The organism is Pseudomonas sp. P1.31 (assembly GCF_001269815.1).
Lineage (GTDB): Bacteria > Pseudomonadota > Gammaproteobacteria > Pseudomonadales > Pseudomonadaceae > Aquipseudomonas > Aquipseudomonas rustica.
On sequence record NZ_LHVN01000027.1, the window covers coordinates 14531 to 32862 of the forward strand.

Genomic DNA, 18332 nt, shown 5'->3' on the forward strand with positions numbered 1-18332 from the left:
CTAACGGAATATCCAACCTTTATGAGTTCGCCCGCGTGAAAATTCGTCTTTCGATTCTGAGCCTGTTTTTTGCTTTCACAGGCACATTCATCACGCCAACGATCAACGCTGCGGAAACCACCGCTGCCCCGCGTGACGCTTCGACCCTGAAGATCGCTTCCGGCAGCGCCCTGCTCATGGATATGCAGACCAACAAAGTCATTTATTCCAGCAACCCTGACGTGATCGTGCCGATCGCTTCCGTCAGCAAGCTGATGACTGGCCTGGTGGTGGTTGAAGCCAAACAGAACATGGACGAATGGATCGATGTCGACATCAAAAACACGCCAGAGATGAAAGGCGTGTTCTCCCGAGTCAAACTGAAAAGTGAACTGCCGCGCCGCGAGATGCTGCTGATCGCTTTGATGTCTTCGGAAAACCGTGCCGCCGCCAGCCTCGCGCATCATTATCCGGGCGGTTATGCAGCCTTTATCGCGGCGATGAACGCCAAGGCCAAGGCGCTGGGCATGACCAACACTCACTACGTCGAGCCGACCGGTTTGTCCGAGCGTAACGTTTCCACGGCGCGCGATTTGAGCAAGTTGTTGGTCGCAGCGAGCAAGCACCCGATCCTCACTGAACTGACGACCACCAAGGAAAAGACCGTGTCGTTCCGTAAACCTAATTACACCTTGGGTTTCCGTAACACCGATCATTTGGTCAACAAGGCTGACTGGGACATCAAGATCACTAAAACCGGCTTCACCAATCCTGCTGGTCACTGCCTGGTATTGGTGACGCGCATGGGCAATCGCCCGGTGGCGCTGGTGATTTTGGACGCGTTCGGCAAGTACACGCATTTTGCCGATGCGAGCCGGATTCGTAGCTGGGTTGAGACTGGGCGCAGTGCCAGTGTTCCGGCGGTGGCACAGCAGTACAAGGCCGACAAGAACCTGAAGAATCGCCAGAGTGGCGTGGTTGAGGCTTCGAAGTAGGACACTGGATTTACGCTACGTGTGGTGAGGGGATTTATCTGTGGCGAGGGGATTTATCCCCGATGGACTGCGCAGCAGGCCCTTCTTTTAAATCAAAAGCGGGGGCCGCTTCGCGACCCATCGGGGATAAATCCCCTCGCCACAGATAAACCTCTCACCACAGATAAATCCCCTCGCCACATTTAGATCTCACTAAATCTGAGAGACCTCAATCATTCGGCAACGGCATCTGTTCATCATCAGGTATGCCATCTCCCTTGCTCGGATCCCGTTCCAGATCCGGCGTCAGCACATTCGGCCGGGCCAGCGGATCGCGCAGCGGGCTGTCCGGATCCAGCACCGGATCAACTTCAGGCTCAGGCGTCGTCGGTACGCTGTCAGGTTTTTGATCATCGAAGCTTGAATCGGTACTCATACGCACCTCGCATCAAGGTTTCAGATTGGCTAACGGGTCGTAGGGTTTGGCCGGTTTTTTGTCGTCGTCGCCGGGCTTCACGTCTTTCGGCGCTTTGGCCGGGCCAACGGGATCGACTTGCGGGTCGTCAAGATCCGGCGAATCGGGATCGAAACCCAGGTCATCACCCGAGGAATGCTCAGATGAATGCGGGCCTTTTGGGGATGTGGACTCTGCCATGCTTGCCTCCTGATTCACCCGCGAAATCGGGTTATAGAGGTAAGAGGCTTGCCGGACACAGACGTGCCCGGCAGATGACGAACGGAGAACTAGTGTGCCGCCAAGGCCTTTTTCGCCTGCGTCGCTTCGTTTTCCTGACCGGCTTGCGCCAGTTCATCGGCCGCTTTGAGCCAACGCGCACGATCCACCGCAGCGGGAATCTGCGTCGGTTTTTGAATCAGAATTGCCCAGCCGCCGGATTTTTCGAAAGCTGATTCAAAGGAGGCAAAGTCCATCAACTCGCGACGGTTCATGCCGGCACGCAGCAGGACTTTCTGTTTATTGCGGTCGTAGCCGGAAAGGATCGCGTAACGCGGTTCCGCCCAGAACGCCGAGCCTTCGCTAAAACGCACCATTACCGGGTAACCGGCCGCCACTTGAGTCAGCAGCGCGGGCAGATTGCTGTCCAGCGGATAGACCACCATGCCGTATTCACGGGCAAGGTTCTGAATGTTCTGCTGCAACTTGTCTTCAGCGCCCGGCACATGCAGCGGTTTTTCCAGCAGACCTGGCGTAATCACCACGCCCTGCTGCGACAGCAGACTGGCCAATACCTGCGGCCCGCTCTGGAAGGCCTGCCCCCGATAGAACCTGCCACTGAGTTCGACACGCTCCGGCAAACGCTTGACCTCCGGCGCCACACTGCCCGCACACCCCGTCAATGCAGCCACGCAGCCAGCCACCAACAGCGCCGCACACACTCGAGAAAATACCTGCACCATCGTCGCTCTCTGTTCAAACGCCGGTCATCGTGTTCCGGCAAGGTCACCGATCATAGGGCGGCAAACCGCTGCGGTATAGCCTTAAACCGCAGGGGCGGCGATTGCATAGAGCAAACTGATTGGTCATCACCGACCTTTGGTCAATAGCGTGTAACACCCGGGCAACTAGACTGTCAGTGAAACAGAGCGAATTGAAAAAGAGTGAGCCCGACGCAGGGCAAAGAGGAGGCACTGATGAGCCTGACCATGACCATTGTGATGTTGATTGCCGGTTGGCTGGCCGTGGCCGCGGCCATGCTGTGGGGGGTGTTGCGGATTTCGCGGCGGCACCATCATCCGGTTGAGCCTGCGAAGGTTGAGAAAGTCGAGAAACACCCCACCCGTCACGCGACCGCGCACTGACCCAAGGGATTTTTCGGAAAGAAAACGCAATTGGACTTTGTAGGAGCTGCCGAAGGCTGCGATCCTTTGACGTTGAAGATCAAAAGATCGCAGCCTTCGGCAGCTCCTACAGGATGCAAAAAGGCCGCCTGAACTTATGAAGTTCAGGCGGCCTTTTGCATGGTCAGCGGTTAAGCCTGCGCAGCAAGTTTCTTCTGCTTGGCACGACGCGACAACATGTTCAGCACCTCAATACCCGCCGAGAACGCCATGGCCGCGTACACATAACCTTTCGGTACGTGGGCGCCGAAGCCTTCGGCGATCAGGGTCATACCGATCATGATCAGGAAGCCCAGGGCCAACATCACCACAGTCGGGTTGTCGTTGATGAACTTGGCCAGCGGATCAGCCGCCAGCAACATCACCAGCACCGACACCACCACTGCGATGATCATGATCGGCAAATGTTCGGTCATGCCGACCGCAGTAATGATGCTGTCGATCGAGAACACCATATCAAGCAACAGGATCTGACCAATCGCAGCCGCGAAGCCCAGCGTCACGGTCGACGTGGCCGACTTTGGATCTTCCGGTGCCGGATCCATGCTGTGATGGATCTCGGTCGTGGCTTTCCAGACCAGGAACAGACCACCGGCAATCAGGATCATGTCCTTCCAGGAGAAGGCCTGGCCGAGGATGTCGATCACAGGTTCCGTCAACTGCACGATAAACGCGATGGTGCTCAACAGCGCCAGACGCAGGATCAACGCCATGCCGATACCGATGCGGCGGGCCTTCTGCTGGTACTGCTTAGGCAGCTTGTTGGTCAGGATCGAAATAAAGATCAGGTTATCGATGCCGAGCACGATTTCCATCACCACCAGTGTGGCCAAAGCAACCCAGGCGGTCGGGCTGGCGGCGAGTTCTAACAAATATTCCATGGGTCAGTCCTGACTCTTCGTGTGACTAAATTAGATGGTCTTGGAGGAAGATTCGGATTCGTCCGAGTCTTTTTCCGGGGTTGGTTTTTTCTCGATCAGCCCGCCGGTGGCGTCGCTGAGCGCTTGCTCGGCAGCTTTATGGGTGTCGTCGATCGCCTGTTTCGCGCTTTCGGCGGCTTTGCCCATCAGTTGCTGGGCGCTTTTTTCGGCTTGATCGCAACCGGCCAGAACCAGTAAAGACGCAATCAACAGTGCAGTGCTTTTGAATTTCATGAGGCTTCCTTCGAATAAACAGACAGGCTCACAGACCGGCCGTCGATGGCTGGGCATTCTAGGGAGGTGAACACTTCAGGAAAATTCGTATTTTTAGCGGCTATACTTCGGTTTTTACGAACTCACACACTATTCAATGTAGGAGCTGCCGCAGGCTGCGATCCTTTGATGTTGGCTTTTTAAAAAAAAGTCAAAAGATCGCAGCCTTCGGCAGCGCCTACACGGGGGCGCGGCGGATGCTCAATTACCGACAACTGCATTACTTCTGGGTCGTGGCCAAAACCGGCAGCATCGTGCGTGCGTGCGAGCAGCTGAACCTGACGCCGCAGACCATCAGCGGGCAGATTTCCCTGCTCGAACAAACTTACGGCATAGAGTTGTTTCGGCGCGTGGGTCGTCAACTGGAGTTGACCGAAGCCGGGCGCCAGGCCCTGCCCTACGCCGAGCAGATGTTTCAACTCGGCGGCGAACTGGAGCTGATGCTGCGCGCGCAGCCCAACGAACAGCAGATTCTGTTCCGCGTTGGCGTGGCGGACGTGGTGCCGAAATCCATCGTTTATCGCCTGATCGCGCCGACCATGGAGCTCGGCGAACCGCTGCGCATCACCTGCCGTGAGGACAAACTCGAACGTTTGCTCGCCGACCTGGCGATCCAGCGTCTGGATCTGGTGATTTCCGACAGCCCGATGCCCTCGCACCTCGACATCAAGGGCTACAGCCAGAAGCTGGGGGAATGCGGGATCAGTTTCTTCGCCACCGCCGAACTGGCGGCGAAGTACGGTCAGGATTTCCCACGCAGCCTGCACGGTGCGCCGCTATTGATTCCCGGCGCCGAAACCGTGGTGCGCAGCCGTTTGCAACGCTGGTTTGCCGAGCAGCAGATTCAGCCGCAAATCGTTGGGGAGTTTGATGACAGTGCCTTGATGCAGGCATTCGGCCAATCCGGCAGCGGGATTTTTATTGGCCCGAGCGTGATTGCCGATGAAGTGAAGCGCCAATACGGCGTCGAGTTGATTGGCCAGACCGACGCGGTGACCGAGTCGTTCTACGCCATTTCGGTGGAGCGCAAGGTCAAGCACCCCGGCATCGTTGCGATTACCGAAGGTGCCCGACGCGAGTTGTTTACCGCGTTATGACGCTTCGGCGCAGACTTCGCGCGGCTTCAGCGTCATCAACACCATGGCCAGAAACACCGACAACAAAATGAAACCGGCGGCGGCAAAACCGAGAAAGCCCAGACCTGCACCGTCGATAACCCGACCACCGACCATGGCGCCCAGGCCAATCCCCAGATTGGCCCCGGCAATATTCAACGAGGCAGCAAAGGCTGGTGCTTTTGGTGCGGCTTTCATCAGGCGCACATGGCTGACCAGGAACAACGCTGCCTGGGTAATACCCCAAATACCCATCGCCACCGCCAGGCCCACTGGCGAATGAATGTTCGGCACCAGCGAGACCATGCCGGCAATCATGAATGCGCAGAACAACACCGACGCGCCCAGCGGGTGCTTATCCACTGCGCGACCGCCCAGCGAGTTGCCGATCAGCCCGACCGCACCGAAGCCCATCAAGCACCAGCCGACCACGGTGCCGTTGAAACCGGCGAGGCGCTCAAGGATGTCGGCCAGATAGGTGTAAGCGGTAAACATGCCGCTGAACACCAGAATCGACAGGACGATGTGGCCGATCATCAGCGGGCTGCGCAGGATCTTGAATTGCGACGCGAAGCTGACCTGATGCTGGTGCAGGCTGGTTTTCGGCAGGTACACAAACAGCAGCAAAGCCTTGGCAAACGCGATCACCGCGAGAATGCCGAAGGCACTGCGCCAGCCGAACGCATCGGAAATCAGCGTGCCGACCGGAATGCCGAATACCGTGGCGCAGACGATGCCGAAACCGATCTTGGCAATCGCGCGACCGGCGAAATCCGGGCCGACGATGTCCACCGCTGTTTCACTGGCCAAAGCCCAGAACACCGGCAAACCAAGGGCCGGGATCAATCGGGCAAACGCCATCACCCAGATATTCGGCGCCAATGCTGCAACGGTGTTGGCGATGCCGAACATGATCAGGATGCTGATGAACAACTTGCGCCGTTCAAATCGGGCGAAATACGCGGTGAGGAATGGCCCGAACAGCGCCACCGTGAACGCGAACAGTGTGACCAGCAGCCCGGCCTGCGGAATGCTGACCTCAAGGTCGCGAGCGATCGCCGGCAGCAAACCGACGATGACGAATTCCGTGGTCAGCACCGTAAAACCGGCGGCGGACAACAGAAGGATGGGTAACAGCATGGGTAACTCCAGCAAAACGACGACACCAGCGTTGACCCGAGGGCCCGCTGGCAGAACTTTAAAATTAGGATGCGCAATCTTAACAGAGTGTGTCCGCAGTGACTTGCACAAACCTGCCGACTTTGCCCGCCAATCGGGTGGCAGATCGTCACACGCCTGAAGGATAACGCCTACGCTGTGATAAAGTCCGCGCCCTGAAAAACGTACACCCCTGATCAACCGCCCGTTTAACGGCGTTGATATCGCCTCACCCTTTCGGTTCGTGACGCTGGTCTGCCCCCGAATTTGCCAGCGCGGTCACTCAACCTTGCGCCTATAAAAAATCAGAGATGCCGTTATGACTGCTTCCTCCCCTTCTCTATTGCAACGCCTGAAGAACCTGAGCCTCGTCGCGCAGATCCTCATCGGCCTGATCGCCGGTATCGCTTTGGCGCTGTTCGCCCCGGAAGTCGCGAAAGACACAGCGTTCATCGGCAAAGTGTTTGTCTCGGCGTTGAAAGCCGTCGCACCGATTCTGGTGTTCGTGCTGGTGATGGCCTCGATTGCCAACCACAAACACGGTCAGGAAACCCATATTCGCCCGATTCTGTTCCTGTACTTGCTGGGCACCTTCGCCGCCGCCGTAGTGGCCGTGGTCGCGAGCATGGCGTTTCCATCGCATCTGGTGCTGTCCACCGAAAACGTCGCGGTGACGGCGCCGGGCGGTATTGGTGAAGTGCTGCAGAGCTTGTTGTTGAGCGTGGTGGAAAACCCGGTGAAGGCGCTGATCGAAGCCAACTTCATCGGCATTCTGGCCTGGGCGATCGGCATGGGCGTGGCGATTCGGCATGCCGGCGACACCACCCGCGTAGTACTCGGAGACCTGTCCAACGGCGTGACCTTGATCGTGCGCGTGGTGATTCGCTTCGCACCGCTGGGTATTTTCGGTCTGGTGGCGTCGACGCTGGCGACCTCGGGTTTCGGCGCGCTGATCGGTTATGCGCACCTGCTGGCCGTGCTGCTCGGTTGCATGCTGTTTGTGGCGCTGGTGATGAACCCGCTGATCGTGTTCTGGAAACTGCGTCGCAACCCGTATCCGCTGACCCTGATGTGCCTGCGCGAAAGCGGTATCACCGCATTCTTCACCCGCAGCTCGGCGGCGAACATTCCGGTCAATCTGGAATTGAGCAAGCGTCTGGGCCTGCATGAAGACACCTATTCGGTGTCGATCCCGCTCGGCGCGACCATCAACATGGCCGGCGCGGCGATCACCATTACCGTGCTGACGCTGGCGGCGGTGCACACACTGGGCATTGCCGTGGACATTCCGACAGCGATTCTGCTGAGCGTGGTCGCGGCGATTTGTGCGTGCGGCGCTTCGGGTGTCGCGGGTGGTTCGCTGCTGTTGATTCCGCTAGCGTGCAGCCTGTTTGGGATTCCGAGCGAGATTGCCATGCAGGTGGTGGCGGTCGGTTTCATTATTGGCGTGTTGCAGGATTCGGCGGAGACGGCGTTGAATTCGTCGACGGACGTGCTGTTTACCGCAGCGGCTTGCCTGGGTGAAGAAGAGAAAGCCCAACGCACCGCATAACCCCTGTAGGAGTGAGCCTGCTCGCGATGGCGTTGTGTCAGTAACATCATCGTTAAATGACACACTGCTATCGCGAGCAGGCTCACTCCTACAAAAAACAAAGCCCGCCATGGTGTGAACCTTGGCGGGCTTTTTTGTGGCGGAGATCTTTTCCCCCTCACCCCAACCCTCTCCCCCAAGGGGGCGAGGGGAAAGGGAGCTGATCTGTGCGCTGTTCAAAACGAGTGTTCGACTTGATATTTCAGGTCGGTGCAGCTCGAACACACAACTCCGTCAGTCCCCTCTCCCTCCAGGAGCGGGTTAGGGTGAGGGGCTTCTGGCCGCTTAGAACGCGCCCATGTAATCGCGCTTACCGACTTCCACACCGTTATGACGCAGCAGCGCATACGTGGTGGTGACGTGGAAGAAGAACTGCGGCAGGCCGTAAGTCAGCAAGTACGACTGACCGCTGAAGCGCTTCTCTTTCGGCGTGCCCGGACGGGTGACGATTTCGATGCCTTCCTTGCCATCGATCTGCTCTGGCTTGATCTCGCCGATGAAGGCCAAGACCTTGGCGATCAAGGCTTGCAGCTCGGCGAAGGAGGTTTCAGTGTCGTCATATTTCGGCAGTTCGACTTCAGCCAGACGCGCGGAAACGCCTTTGGCGAAATCGACGGCGATCTGTACCTGACGGGTCAGCGGGAACATGTCCGGGAACAGACGCGCTTGCAGGAACGCGTTCGGGTCGATGTTTTTCTCGGTGGCGTGGGCTTCAGCCTTTTTCAGCACATCGCTCAGGGCGTTGAGCATTTGTTGAAAAACCGGGACGGATGCGGCGTACAGGGAAATGGTCATGGCAGTCTCGTGTGGTGGCTGGGTGGAACAAGGAGGCGATTATAGCCATGCTTTGATGACCGCACGGCTTGCCTTTTGTTTGGCAAGGATTAGGCTAGGCGGCTTCGACTGCAGAGGGAACGCGCGATGACCACAGAACCAGAATCCACCTTCGACGAGCCACGGCTCAACGCCACGGAAATCCGCATCCTCGGCTCGTTGATCGAGAAACAGGCGACCAGCCCGGAAACCTATCCGCTGACCCTCAACGCATTGGTCACGGCGTGTAACCAGAAAACCAGCCGCGAACCGGTGATGAACCTGACCCAGGGCCAGGTCGGACAGAGCCTGCGCGCCCTCGAAGGTCGCGGTTTTGCCAAACTGGTCATGGGCAGCCGCGCCGACCGCTGGGAGCACAAGATCGACAAGGCGCTGGAACTGGTGCCGGCGCAGGTGATTCTCAGTGGTTTGATGTTTCTGCGCGGCCCGCAAACCGTCAACGAACTGCTGACCCGCAGCGGCCGCATGCACGATTTCGAAGATGCCGAGCAGGTGGTGCATCAACTTGAGCGCCTGATCGCGCGCGGGTTGGCGGTGTTGATTCCACGTCAGGCCGGGCAGCGCGAGGATCGCTATACCCATGCGCTGGGCGATCCGGCGGATATCGAGGCGATTCTGGCGGCGCGCAGTAATCCGCAGGAACGTGGTGCGAGTGGCGGTGTTTCGCTTGAGCGTATTGAAGAGCTGGAAGCACGCATTGCCGCGCTGGAAGAGCGCCTGGCGCGCCTCGAATAATCACCACCATTTTATTGTGGGAGCGAGCTTGCTCGCGAAGAGGTTGTGTCAGCTACATCATTTTTGAATGACACACCGCATTCGCGAGCAAGCTCGCTCCCACAGGGGTTATTCATCAGGTTTCAGATCCTGGGATTATTCGCCGTCCCAGTAATCCACGCCATCCGCCTGCCGCGCCACGGCGACGAAACCTGAGGCATTGCCCTCGGCATCGACCGTGAAGTTATCCATCACCGCGTATTTATTCGAATCCGGATACTCACAGATCTCCGGCTGTTGCTGGGTGCTCACCGCCAGATAACGCAATTCAGCCTGACTGGTATTGATGATCTGATGCGCCTTCTCCGGTCCACCCGGTGGACAGGCAATCACATCACCCTCGCGAATCGGAAAGCGTTCGGCACCAAGACGCACCTCGCCCTCCCCGGCCACCACGTAGAACATTTCCTCGTTGACCCGATGGCTGTGAAACGGACTGCCGCGCATGCCGGGTGGCAAGGCGTAGAGGCGATAGCCGAGTTTCTGTGAGCCAAGCTGCTGACCGACCCGCGCCATGCGTTGCTGATAGCGGCCCGCGGTTTCGCCTTCAGGGGCGAGAGCTTCGGGCAAGGGTTCGAGTACGACCTGATGCAGGTTGAGGATGGGCGGATGCATGGGGGCCTCGGTCATGGTTTTTATTGGGGGCAAGTCTGTGCTTGCTGGATGAGCAGTATAGGCAAAAGTCTGATCTGGAACCGTCTCGCGGCCATCGCGAGCAGGCTCACTCCTACAATTGGAATGCGTTCCCCTGTAGGAGTGAGCCTGCTCGCGATGAGGCCGGTGAGGCCGCTACAAAACCGTGCAATCAGCTACGCGCAAACGCCACCGCCGCCGCAAACTGCTCTTCATTCGGCCGCACCCCGGTGTACAGCACAAACTGCTCCAGCGCCTGAATCGCGATCACTTCCAACCCGGTAATCACCCGCTTACCCTCCGCGCGACCACGCACGATCAACGGCGTCTCCGACGGAATCGCCACCACATCAAACACCGTCTGGGCCGCTTTGATCACCTCAGGCTCAAACGCCAGTTGCCCCGCCTCCGGCCCGCCGTCCATGCCCACCGGCGTCACATTGATCAGCATCTGTGGCCGTTCATCGCCCAATTCTGCCTGCCAGCGATAACCGAGCGAGTCCGCCAGCGCACGTCCGGCACGTTCATTGCGGGCCACGATCAGACCGTTTTTGTATCCACCATCGCGCAGGGCACTGGCCACCGCTTTGGCCATGCCGCCGCTGCCGCGCAGGGCGAATGTCGATTCTTTCGGCACGGCGTGGGTTTCCAGCAACTGCGCCACGGCGATGTAATCGGTGTTGTAAGCCTTGAGATGCCCGGCGGTGTTGACGATGGTGTTGATCGACTGGATCGCCGCCGCCGACGCATCCAGCTCATCGACCAGCGCAATGCAGGCTTCCTTGAACGGCATTGACACGCCGCAACCACGAATGCCCAACGCACGAATGCCGCCGACAGCGCCGGTCAGATCCTGGCTGCTGAACGCCTTGTAATAGAAATTCAGGCCTAACTGCTCATACAAATGGTTGTGAAACCGCAGACCGAAGTTGCCGGGGCGCCCGGACAGGGACATGCACAATTGGGTGTCTTTGTTCGGGTTCATCTGCATGAAACTTCTCCTTCTAAACGCACTTTCGGATGGACGGGATTAGCCATTCCATCGGGTCTGTTCGATCATATCGATGTGTCTGCACAGGCTTCGCCACAAGGGTCGAATGCCCGGTAAAGAAACCGGTACAGACCTTACACAAAATTTACCTGGCGGCTGTGCTGAATTTCAGAATTTCGCTGTCTTAGAAGTATCCCCGTGACGTTCATGAGCCTATTGCAGGCCTGGACGACGGGTTGAAGAACCGAGGAATTATCATGATTCGTAAACTCCCCATAGTGGCCCTGTTGATCGGTGCTTTTGCTGTTACGGGGCAAGCGCAAGCCCACGGTGGCAATTACTGGCAAGGCCCTGCGGTGTTTGGCGCAATCGTTGGCTCGGCCATCATTGGCTCGGCGCTTATCAACCAGAACCGTCCGGTGTACGTGCAGCAAGCGCCGGTGTATGCCGCACCGCCTCCGGTGTATGTGCAACAACCGCCACCACCGGTTTACTACCAACCGGCGCCGGTTTATGTGCAACAACCGGTTTACGTGCCGGCCCCGGTGTATTACGGGCCACCACGCGGCTATTACGGTCGTCCGTATCCTCCGCATTACGGTCGCTGGTAAACCAGAGCCCCGCTATTCAAGCGGGGCTTTTTTTTGACCGTTTGTCGGCCATCGTCTGAAAAAATCTCGTCAAGGTCGCTGTGAGGACAGTTTCAAAGGCTAAAGTCGTCATGATCAATCAGGAATCGTTGAGGCTGAACACACAACGGTCATCTTTTTGTCATGACGGAACCGCAAGCTGAATCCGTCCGTAAACAACAGGTTGATAAAAACAAGGACGAGCCATGCCAACACAGAACCCCCACCGCATTGTCGGTTTATGCACCTCGGGCAAGGTGTACAACACCCTCACCGAACTCAAGCACCTGGAAGGTCACCGCTGCGCCAAGTTTCTCTCGTTACTGGCAGAGAATCTGGTGCACAAGGGCCTGCTCAATGAGCGCGAAGTCATGCACATGCTCGATCAAGTGGTGGACTGACGCCAAACCTCATTGGCGTCAATGACCACTATCGAAAACGTTGATTGTCCGTTAAACCGTCGAGTCCCTAAGGTAGCTCCATAGATCACTGGAGGTACTTGTCATGACTCAGGTTCAAATCATGTCCGTTATCGGCAGCGCCGTTCCCGCCTCGCTCAGAGCGTCGGGTTTGCTCGCCTGCTGGTACCTGATGCGCAACGGCGAACCGATCAGCGGCCCGCTCGCTTCATTGCCAGCCGCTCAGGCGCAGGCTGAGAAACTCGCCAGCGCGCCGTTCCACGCTTAAGGCAGCTGAACCTTCGGCTTGGTCTCAATGAACAGCGCCCAGCTCGACAAAAACAGCGCAGCGATCAACGGACCGATCACGAAACCATTGAGGCCAAACACGGCCAGACCGCCCAGGGTCGAGATCAGAATCATGTAATCGGGCATGCGTGTGTCCTTGCCGACCAGAATCGGTCGCAACACGTTATCCACCAGACCGATCACAAACACTCCGAACAACCCCAGCACCACGCCCTGCCAGATCATCCCGCTGAGCAGGAAGTACACCGCCACTGGCGCCCAGACAATCCCCGCGCCCACCGCCGGCAATAGCGACAGAAACGCCATCAACACCGCCCATAGCAACGCGCTGGGGATATCGAGAAACCAGAAAATCGCCCCGCCCAACGCGCCCTGCGTGATTGCCACGACCAGGTTGCCCTTCACCGTCGCCCGCACCACGCGGTTGAATTTCAGCTGCAAGCGACGTTTGTGGTTTTCCTCCAGCGGCACAGCGATGCGCACTTTACGCACCAGTTCGGCACCGTCGCGCAGGAAAAAGAACAGCAAGTACAGCATGATGAAAAAACTCACCACAAACTCGAACGTGCCCTGGCCAAAACTGAAGGCCTGACTGGCCAGTACCTGGCTGCCCTGCATCGCCGCTTTGACGATTTTCTCGCGCAAACCGTTGAGCTCGCCCATGCCGAAGCGATCAAGCAAATGTTGAAAGTACGGCGGCAGACTGTGCTTGAACTGCGCCAGATACGCCGCGATGTCCAACTCGCCACTTTCGATGTTTTTGTAGACCGTCGCGCCTTCCTGCACCAGCAACACGCTGAGAATGATCACCGGCAAAATTGCGATCACCAGACAGATACTCAGCGTACACAGCGACGTGAAGTTGCGCTGCCAGCCGAATTTCGCCTGTATGCGGCGCTGCATCGGCGCAAACAGAATCCCGAGAATCACCGCCCAGAACACCGCGCCGTAGAACGGCAACAGAATCCAGATAAAGGCCACGGTGACCAACAGCAGCAGCACTGTCAGCGATTTGAATTGAAGACTTTTTGCGTTCATGTCCGATCCATGTCAGTCAGGCGCCATGCACGCCCCGATGCTTAGTCAGCCGGCGCGCGCGCGAGTGCCATCTTTATTTATTGAGCATAGTTGGGGATTGGCGTGCGCCACCTGCCGCGCAAACGTAGACGCAGATCAATAACCCGCACCGACGTCTGCACTAACCTGCCGGGCTTTTGCGACCGACTCCACCATGACGCCTACCCTGCCCCTCGCCACGCCCGAGCTGCTGGCTCCCGCCGGCACCCTGAAAAACATGCGTTACGCCTTCGCCTACGGTGCCGATGCGGTGTATGCCGGCCAGCCGCGTTACAGCCTGCGGGTGCGCAACAACGAATTCGATCGCGCCAATCTGGCGCTGGGCATTCAAGAGGCGCAGGCGCAGGGCAAGCGCTTCTATGTGGTGGTCAACATCGCGCCGCACAACGCCAAACTGAAAACCTTCCTCAAGGATCTGGCGCCGGTGATCGAGATGGCGCCGGATGCGCTGATCATGTCCGACCCGGGGCTGATCATGTTGGTGCGTCGGCACTTCCCACAGATGCCGATTCACCTGTCGGTGCAGGCCAACACGGTGAACTGGGCGAGCGTGGAGTTCTGGCAGCAGCAGGGGCTGAGCCGGATCATTCTGTCGCGGGAATTGTCGCTGGAAGAGATCGGCGAGATTCGCGAGCAGGTGCCGGACATGGAGCTGGAGGTTTTCGTCCACGGTGCGTTGTGCATGGCTTATTCCGGACGCTGTCTGTTGTCGGGCTATATGAATAAGCGCGACGCCAATCAGGGTTCCTGCACCAACGCCTGCCGCTGGAAATACTCGGCGCAGCAAGCCACGGAAAATCAGCTCGGCGAGATCGTGCAGACCTTTGAGCCCGAGCCCACCCTCGGTATGGGCGCGCCTACCGATCAGGTATTTCTATTGCAGGAGGCCAATCGCCCGGATGAGTTGATGCCGGCGTTCGAGGATGAGCACGGCACGTACATCATGAACGCCAAGGATCTGCGCGCGGTGCAGCATGTCGAGCGGTTGACGCGCATGGGCGTGCATTCGCTGAAGATCGAGGGTCGGACGAAATCGCACTTCTATTGCGCGCGCACCACGCAGGTGTACCGACGGGCAATTGATGATGCGGTGGCCGGGCGCGAGTTCGATCGCAGCTTGATGACGGATCTGGAGTCACTGGCCCAGCGCGGTTATACCGAAGGTTTTCTGCGCCGGCATGTGCATGACGAGTATCAGAATTATCTGCACGGCAGCTCGGTGTCGGAGCGTCAGCAGTTTGTCGGTGAACTAACCGGGGAGCGGCGTGATCGGCTGGCTGAGGTCAAGGTGAAGAACCGTTTTGCGGTCGGTGATCATCTGGAATTGATGACGCCCAAGGGCAACTTTCACTTTGATCTGCATGAGTTGCACAACGCTCAGGGCGGCGCGATCGAGGTGGCGCCGGGGGATGGGCATACGGTGTATTTGCCGATTCCGGATGCGGTGGATTTGCGCTTTGGCTTGTTGATGCGGGATTTGGCGGTGGCCTGAAAGCCCTGCAAACGCCCTCTTGTAGGAGCTGCCGAAGGCTGCGATCTTTTGATCTTTTTTACAGGCAACGTCAAAAGATCGCAGCCTTCGGCAGCTCCTACGGAGATCAAAAGCCTAAGTGAATTCCTCCCGCAACATCGCCACAAACGCCTCTCGCGCCGGGTGTACTGCTCACGTATCTGGCGTGGGTGGGGTTAGGTGAGCGGCAGGAGTGATGGAGCGGACTGCTGGGTTTGATCGTTGATGGATGTTGGGGCTGATGCCGCCTTCGCGAGCAAGCTCGGCTCCTACAAGTCAGTGGTGATGCCACTGTTCATTGTGGGAGCAAAGCTTGCTCGCGAAGAGGCCGGGACAAACAGCCCATCAGTTAACGTCGATCATCCGACAACGGCGTTGGCTCATCCGCTGGCGGCACATCGTCGTCGGCAGCCGGATCCTTCCAGTCGTCAGGCCGGTCGCCATCGCTCAGCGGATCGCGCCCTGGTGGCATGCCCATCGGTGAATCATGATCTCCCAGTGTCGGCTCATCGGTACCGGGCACCGGTTGGGTTGGATCGGTTGGAAGTACACCACCCTGAAACAGCAGATCGTTAGCCATGACACACCTCACCAAGGAGGCCCGGAAAGCCCGGGTCGTACACGTTGGAAACGGTGGCGCACGGCGGGTGCTATCGAACAGACCAACGGCGCAAACCATGACCTGTAGGAGCAAAGCTTGCTCGCGAAAGCGTCCTGGCAGACGACATCATGGTTGAATCCGCTGCCGTCTTCGCGAGCAAGCTTTGCTCCTACAAGGAAGCGTTCTGCAGCCATGATTTGAAGGCTTCCATCGCCGCCGTTTCCGGGCGTGATTGCAAACGTGTCAGCCAATAACTGCCGGTGGTGATTTCAATCGCGAACGGCTGGCAGATCGCCTCCGCCGCCAGTTGCCGGGCGAACATCAGTGGTGGCGCCAATGCCACTCCACTGCCCTGCAACGCCGCTTCCATCATCGCCAGCGACGAGTCGAACACGATGCTCTGCGGCGGTGCTGCGTGGGTCGCCATGCCGGCCGCGTGAAACCATTCCGGCCATTCATCGGTGCGATAGGAACGCAACAACGTCTGCTGCAACAAATCCGCAGGTGCGTGCAATTGCCGGGCGATTTCCGGCACGCACAACACCGACAGCGGCGCGTCGAGCAAGCGTGTCGCCTCAATGCCATGCCACGCTCCCGCGCCGAAGCGGATCGCATAATCCAGCCCTTCCGCCGCGACATCGACACGGTTGTTGTTAGTCGACAGCCGTAAATCTATAAGCGGATGTTTCGCCCGGAAGTCCGCCAGCCTCGGCAACAACCAGCCCACGGCGAACGTGCCGACCGCGCCCACGGTCAACATTTCGCGGTACTGGCCGTCGGCGAGGCGTTCAAGAATTTGCGCGATGTGATCAAACGACGTGCTCAAGACCGGCAACAGCGTTTCGCCCTCGCCGGTCAGCATCAGCCCACGGGGCAGGCGTTTGAACAGGGTTACGTTGAGTTGCGCCTCAAGGCTTTTGACCTGATGGCTGACGGCAGCCTGGGTCACGCACAACTCCACCGCCGCGCGAGTGAAGCTCAGATGACGCGCTGAAGCTTCGAATGCGCGCAGTGCGTTCAGCGGCAATTGCGGTCGAATCATGCCCAGTCCCAAATTTTTCTAATGGCTCATGCGAGATTTCATCGTTTGTCGATTGGCGCCGGACTGCCTAAATTGGCCGCGCTGATCAGCCGCCCGAACGGGAAATCGTCCGCAGTGTAGCGGGATAGAATAATCAACACTCATGGAGAGTGGTTCATTTATGCGTTCAATCATGCCGAGCAAACTCTTTTCCTACAGCGCTTTTGGACTTTGCTTCGGCGCGGCTGCCTGTTCGGCTGCTGAGCCAACCGATGCACAATTGCAAGCCTTGGTCAGCGCTGCCGTTACGCCGGTGATGCAGCAGCAGAACATTCCAGGCCTGGCCATCGCCCTGACTGTTAATGGCCAACCGCATTACTTTAACTACGGCGTCGCTAACAAGGACAGCGGGTTGAAGGTCAGCGAAAACACCCTGTTTGAGATCGGCTCGGTGAGCAAAACCTTCACCGCGACGCTGGCCGGTTATGCGCAGGCGACGGGCAAACTGGATCTGTCGAGCAAGGCCAGCTCGCTGTGGCCTGAGCTGCACGGCAGCGCATTCGACAACATCAGCGTGCTGCAACTGGGCACTTACAGCGCGGGTGGTCTGCCGTTGCAGTTCCCCACTGAAGCCGATTCGGCGGACAAAATGCTCGGCTATTACCAGCAGTGGAAACCGCTGTATCCACCGGGCAGCCATCGCCTGTATTCCAATCCAAGTCTAGGACTGTTTGGTTATCTGACGGCGAAGAGCCTCGGTCAGTCGTTTGATCAGGCGATGACCCAAACCCTGCTGCCAGCACTGGGTTTGCAGCACACATTCCTCAGCGTGCCCGAGTCCGAAGCCAACCTCTACGCCCAAGGCTACAACAGCGCAAACCAACCGGTGCGTGTTGGCCCCGGCGCCTTGGACGCTGAAGCCTACGGCATCAAAACCAGCGCCGCCGACCTGCTGCGGTACGTCGAAGCGAACCTGAAACCGGCCAGCCTGAAACAGCCCCTGCAACAAGCCGTCGCCGCCACGCACACCGGTTACTACACCGTCGGTGACATGACCCAGGGTCTGGGTTGGGAGCGTTACGCCTATCCGATCAGTCTGGAAAAACTGCAAAACGGCAATTCGAACCCGATGGCGCTGCAAGCGCACAAAGTGCAATGGCTGACCCCGGCGCAACCCGAGCCGCAGAACGTGCTGTACAACAAAACCGGCGCAACCGGAGGCTTCGGCGCGTACGTGGCGTTCGTGCCATCGAAGGATGTCGGCATTGTGATCCTCGCGAACAAAAACTACCCGAATGCGGAACGGGTGAAGATTGCGCACACGATCCTGAGTGCAATTACTCGATAAAGGCAGGCACCAAACCTGTGGTACTCCCTTTAGTGACACTAATCCCTAGTGACACTGATCCCTGGTGACACTGATCCCCTGTGAAACTAATCCCTGTGGTGAGGGGATTTATCCCCGATGGGCTGCGCAGCGGCCCCAAAAGAGAACCCTGTTTTTTCTGATTCACCGGGGCGTCCGGTTTTGGGAGTGCTTCGCACTCCATCGGGGATGAATCCCCTCACCACAAAGGCTGGGGTAGCCATTGTTATTCGTGCAGCCCTCTTTTCTTGCATCCCCCCTCAAACCAAGTAGCATCGCGCTCTTTTTTCGCGGTCGCGCCCGTGCCGTGCTCTTCCCGGCG

General features: G+C 58.2%; 22 protein-coding genes. 10 read left to right on the forward strand and 12 right to left on the reverse strand.

Features of this window, described 5'->3' with window-relative positions:
* The first annotated feature begins 35 nt into the window (after window positions 1-35).
* Entirely contained in the window at window positions 36-974 is a 939-nt protein-coding gene (gene pbpG / locus AD669_RS16945) for a D-alanyl-D-alanine endopeptidase (RefSeq protein WP_053121800.1), read from the forward strand.
* A 208-nt stretch (window positions 975-1182) separates the two neighbouring features.
* On the opposite strand, the gene AD669_RS16950 is transcribed toward pbpG, so the two are convergent.
* From AD669_RS16950 to AD669_RS16960, 3 genes are all read right to left on the reverse strand, one after another.
* Complete coding sequence (locus tag AD669_RS16950) at window positions 1183-1389, reverse strand: hypothetical protein (protein WP_053121802.1); 207 nt, start codon at window positions 1387-1389, stop codon at window positions 1183-1185.
* A 12-nt stretch (window positions 1390-1401) separates the two neighbouring features.
* Entirely contained in the window at window positions 1402-1608 is a 207-nt protein-coding gene (locus AD669_RS16955) for a DUF6021 family protein (protein ID WP_053121804.1), read from the reverse strand.
* Window positions 1609-1697: 89 nt separating this feature from the next.
* The gene (locus AD669_RS16960; RefSeq protein WP_053121806.1) at window positions 1698-2369 is read right to left on the reverse strand and encodes a peptidase C39 family protein; all 672 of its coding nucleotides are present in this window, start codon (window positions 2367-2369) and stop codon (window positions 1698-1700) included.
* 234 nt (window positions 2370-2603) lie between these two features.
* Here AD669_RS16960 and AD669_RS28620 point away from each other — a divergent pair, with 234 nt between their 5' ends.
* Window positions 2604-2771, forward strand: a complete 168-nt coding sequence (locus AD669_RS28620) for a hypothetical protein (protein ID WP_172680126.1) — start codon at window positions 2604-2606, stop codon at window positions 2769-2771.
* Between the two features lie 170 nt (window positions 2772-2941).
* On the opposite strand, the gene AD669_RS16965 is transcribed toward AD669_RS28620, so the two are convergent.
* Both AD669_RS16965 and AD669_RS16970 read right to left on the reverse strand, forming a co-directional pair.
* Entirely contained in the window at window positions 2942-3691 is a 750-nt protein-coding gene (locus AD669_RS16965; RefSeq protein WP_053121808.1) for a TerC family protein, read from the reverse strand.
* A gap of 30 nt (window positions 3692-3721) precedes the next feature.
* The gene (locus AD669_RS16970; RefSeq protein ID WP_053121810.1) at window positions 3722-3964 is read right to left on the reverse strand and encodes a hypothetical protein; all 243 of its coding nucleotides are present in this window, start codon (window positions 3962-3964) and stop codon (window positions 3722-3724) included.
* A gap of 236 nt (window positions 3965-4200) precedes the next feature.
* Here AD669_RS16970 and nhaR point away from each other — a divergent pair, with 236 nt between their 5' ends.
* Window positions 4201-5100 (forward strand): transcriptional activator NhaR, encoded by a 900-nt coding sequence (gene nhaR, locus AD669_RS16975; RefSeq protein ID WP_053121812.1) that lies wholly within the window; start codon window positions 4201-4203, stop codon window positions 5098-5100.
* Here nhaR and AD669_RS16980 read toward each other — a convergent pair.
* On the reverse strand, window positions 5095-6258 hold the full coding sequence (locus AD669_RS16980) for an MFS transporter (RefSeq protein ID WP_053121814.1): 1164 nt from the start codon (window positions 6256-6258) through the stop codon (window positions 5095-5097). The genes nhaR and AD669_RS16980 overlap by 6 nt on opposite strands.
* A 337-nt stretch (window positions 6259-6595) precedes the next feature.
* Between AD669_RS16980 and sstT the strand changes: the two genes are divergently transcribed.
* On the forward strand, window positions 6596-7828 hold the full coding sequence (gene sstT / locus AD669_RS16985) for a serine/threonine transporter SstT (RefSeq protein WP_053121816.1): 1233 nt from the start codon (window positions 6596-6598) through the stop codon (window positions 7826-7828).
* Between the two features lie 324 nt (window positions 7829-8152).
* Here sstT and AD669_RS16990 read toward each other — a convergent pair whose 3' ends face one another.
* Window positions 8153-8662 (reverse strand): DUF1993 family protein, encoded by a 510-nt coding sequence (locus AD669_RS16990; RefSeq protein ID WP_053121818.1) that lies wholly within the window; start codon window positions 8660-8662, stop codon window positions 8153-8155.
* 126 nt (window positions 8663-8788) lie between these two features.
* On the opposite strand from AD669_RS16990, the gene AD669_RS16995 reads away from it, so the two are divergent.
* Window positions 8789-9436: a YceH family protein gene (locus tag AD669_RS16995; protein ID WP_053121820.1), complete on the forward strand. Its 648-nt coding sequence runs from the start codon at window positions 8789-8791 to the stop codon at window positions 9434-9436.
* A 135-nt stretch (window positions 9437-9571) separates the two neighbouring features.
* Here the strand turns inward: AD669_RS16995 and AD669_RS17000 are convergent, their stop codons facing one another.
* Complete coding sequence (locus AD669_RS17000; protein WP_053121822.1) at window positions 9572-10090, reverse strand: cupin domain-containing protein; 519 nt, start codon at window positions 10088-10090, stop codon at window positions 9572-9574.
* A 190-nt stretch (window positions 10091-10280) separates the two neighbouring features.
* Window positions 10281-11099 carry a shikimate 5-dehydrogenase gene (locus tag AD669_RS17005; RefSeq protein WP_053121824.1) on the reverse strand — a complete coding sequence of 273 codons (819 nt, stop codon included), beginning with the start codon at window positions 11097-11099 and terminating at the stop codon, window positions 10281-10283.
* 257 nt (window positions 11100-11356) lie between these two features.
* Here AD669_RS17005 and AD669_RS17010 point away from each other — a divergent pair, with 257 nt between their 5' ends.
* The 3 genes from AD669_RS17010 (at window position 11357) to AD669_RS17020 (ending at window position 12415) form a co-directional block, all read left to right on the forward strand.
* A complete protein-coding gene (locus tag AD669_RS17010; RefSeq protein ID WP_053121826.1) occupies window positions 11357-11710 on the forward strand; it encodes a hypothetical protein in 354 nt (117 codons plus the stop codon).
* 224 nt (window positions 11711-11934) lie between these two features.
* Window positions 11935-12129 (forward strand): hypothetical protein, encoded by a 195-nt coding sequence (locus tag AD669_RS17015; RefSeq protein WP_053121828.1) that lies wholly within the window; start codon window positions 11935-11937, stop codon window positions 12127-12129.
* A gap of 103 nt (window positions 12130-12232) precedes the next feature.
* Window positions 12233-12415 (forward strand): hypothetical protein, encoded by a 183-nt coding sequence (locus AD669_RS17020; protein ID WP_053121830.1) that lies wholly within the window; start codon window positions 12233-12235, stop codon window positions 12413-12415.
* On the opposite strand, the gene AD669_RS17025 is transcribed toward AD669_RS17020, so the two are convergent.
* The gene (locus AD669_RS17025) at window positions 12412-13473 is read right to left on the reverse strand and encodes an AI-2E family transporter (protein ID WP_053121833.1); all 1062 of its coding nucleotides are present in this window, start codon (window positions 13471-13473) and stop codon (window positions 12412-12414) included. The genes AD669_RS17020 and AD669_RS17025 overlap by 4 nt on opposite strands.
* Window positions 13474-13666: 193 nt before the next feature.
* Between AD669_RS17025 and yegQ the strand changes: the two genes are divergently transcribed.
* Window positions 13667-15004, forward strand: coding sequence for a tRNA 5-hydroxyuridine modification protein YegQ (gene yegQ, locus AD669_RS17030; RefSeq protein WP_053121834.1), 1338 nt, complete (start codon window positions 13667-13669; stop codon window positions 15002-15004).
* Between the two features lie 367 nt (window positions 15005-15371).
* Here yegQ and AD669_RS17035 read toward each other — a convergent pair whose 3' ends face one another.
* Window positions 15372-15602 (reverse strand): hypothetical protein, encoded by a 231-nt coding sequence (locus AD669_RS17035; RefSeq protein WP_053121836.1) that lies wholly within the window; start codon window positions 15600-15602, stop codon window positions 15372-15374.
* Between the two features lie 190 nt (window positions 15603-15792).
* The gene (locus tag AD669_RS17040; RefSeq protein WP_053121838.1) at window positions 15793-16665 is read right to left on the reverse strand and encodes a LysR family transcriptional regulator; all 873 of its coding nucleotides are present in this window, start codon (window positions 16663-16665) and stop codon (window positions 15793-15795) included.
* Window positions 16666-16825: 160 nt separating this feature from the next.
* Here AD669_RS17040 and ampC point away from each other — a divergent pair, with 160 nt between their 5' ends.
* Window positions 16826-17992 carry a class C beta-lactamase gene (ampC, locus tag AD669_RS17045; protein ID WP_053121840.1) on the forward strand — a complete coding sequence of 389 codons (1167 nt, stop codon included), beginning with the start codon at window positions 16826-16828 and terminating at the stop codon, window positions 17990-17992.
* Window positions 17993-18332 lie beyond the last annotated feature (340 nt).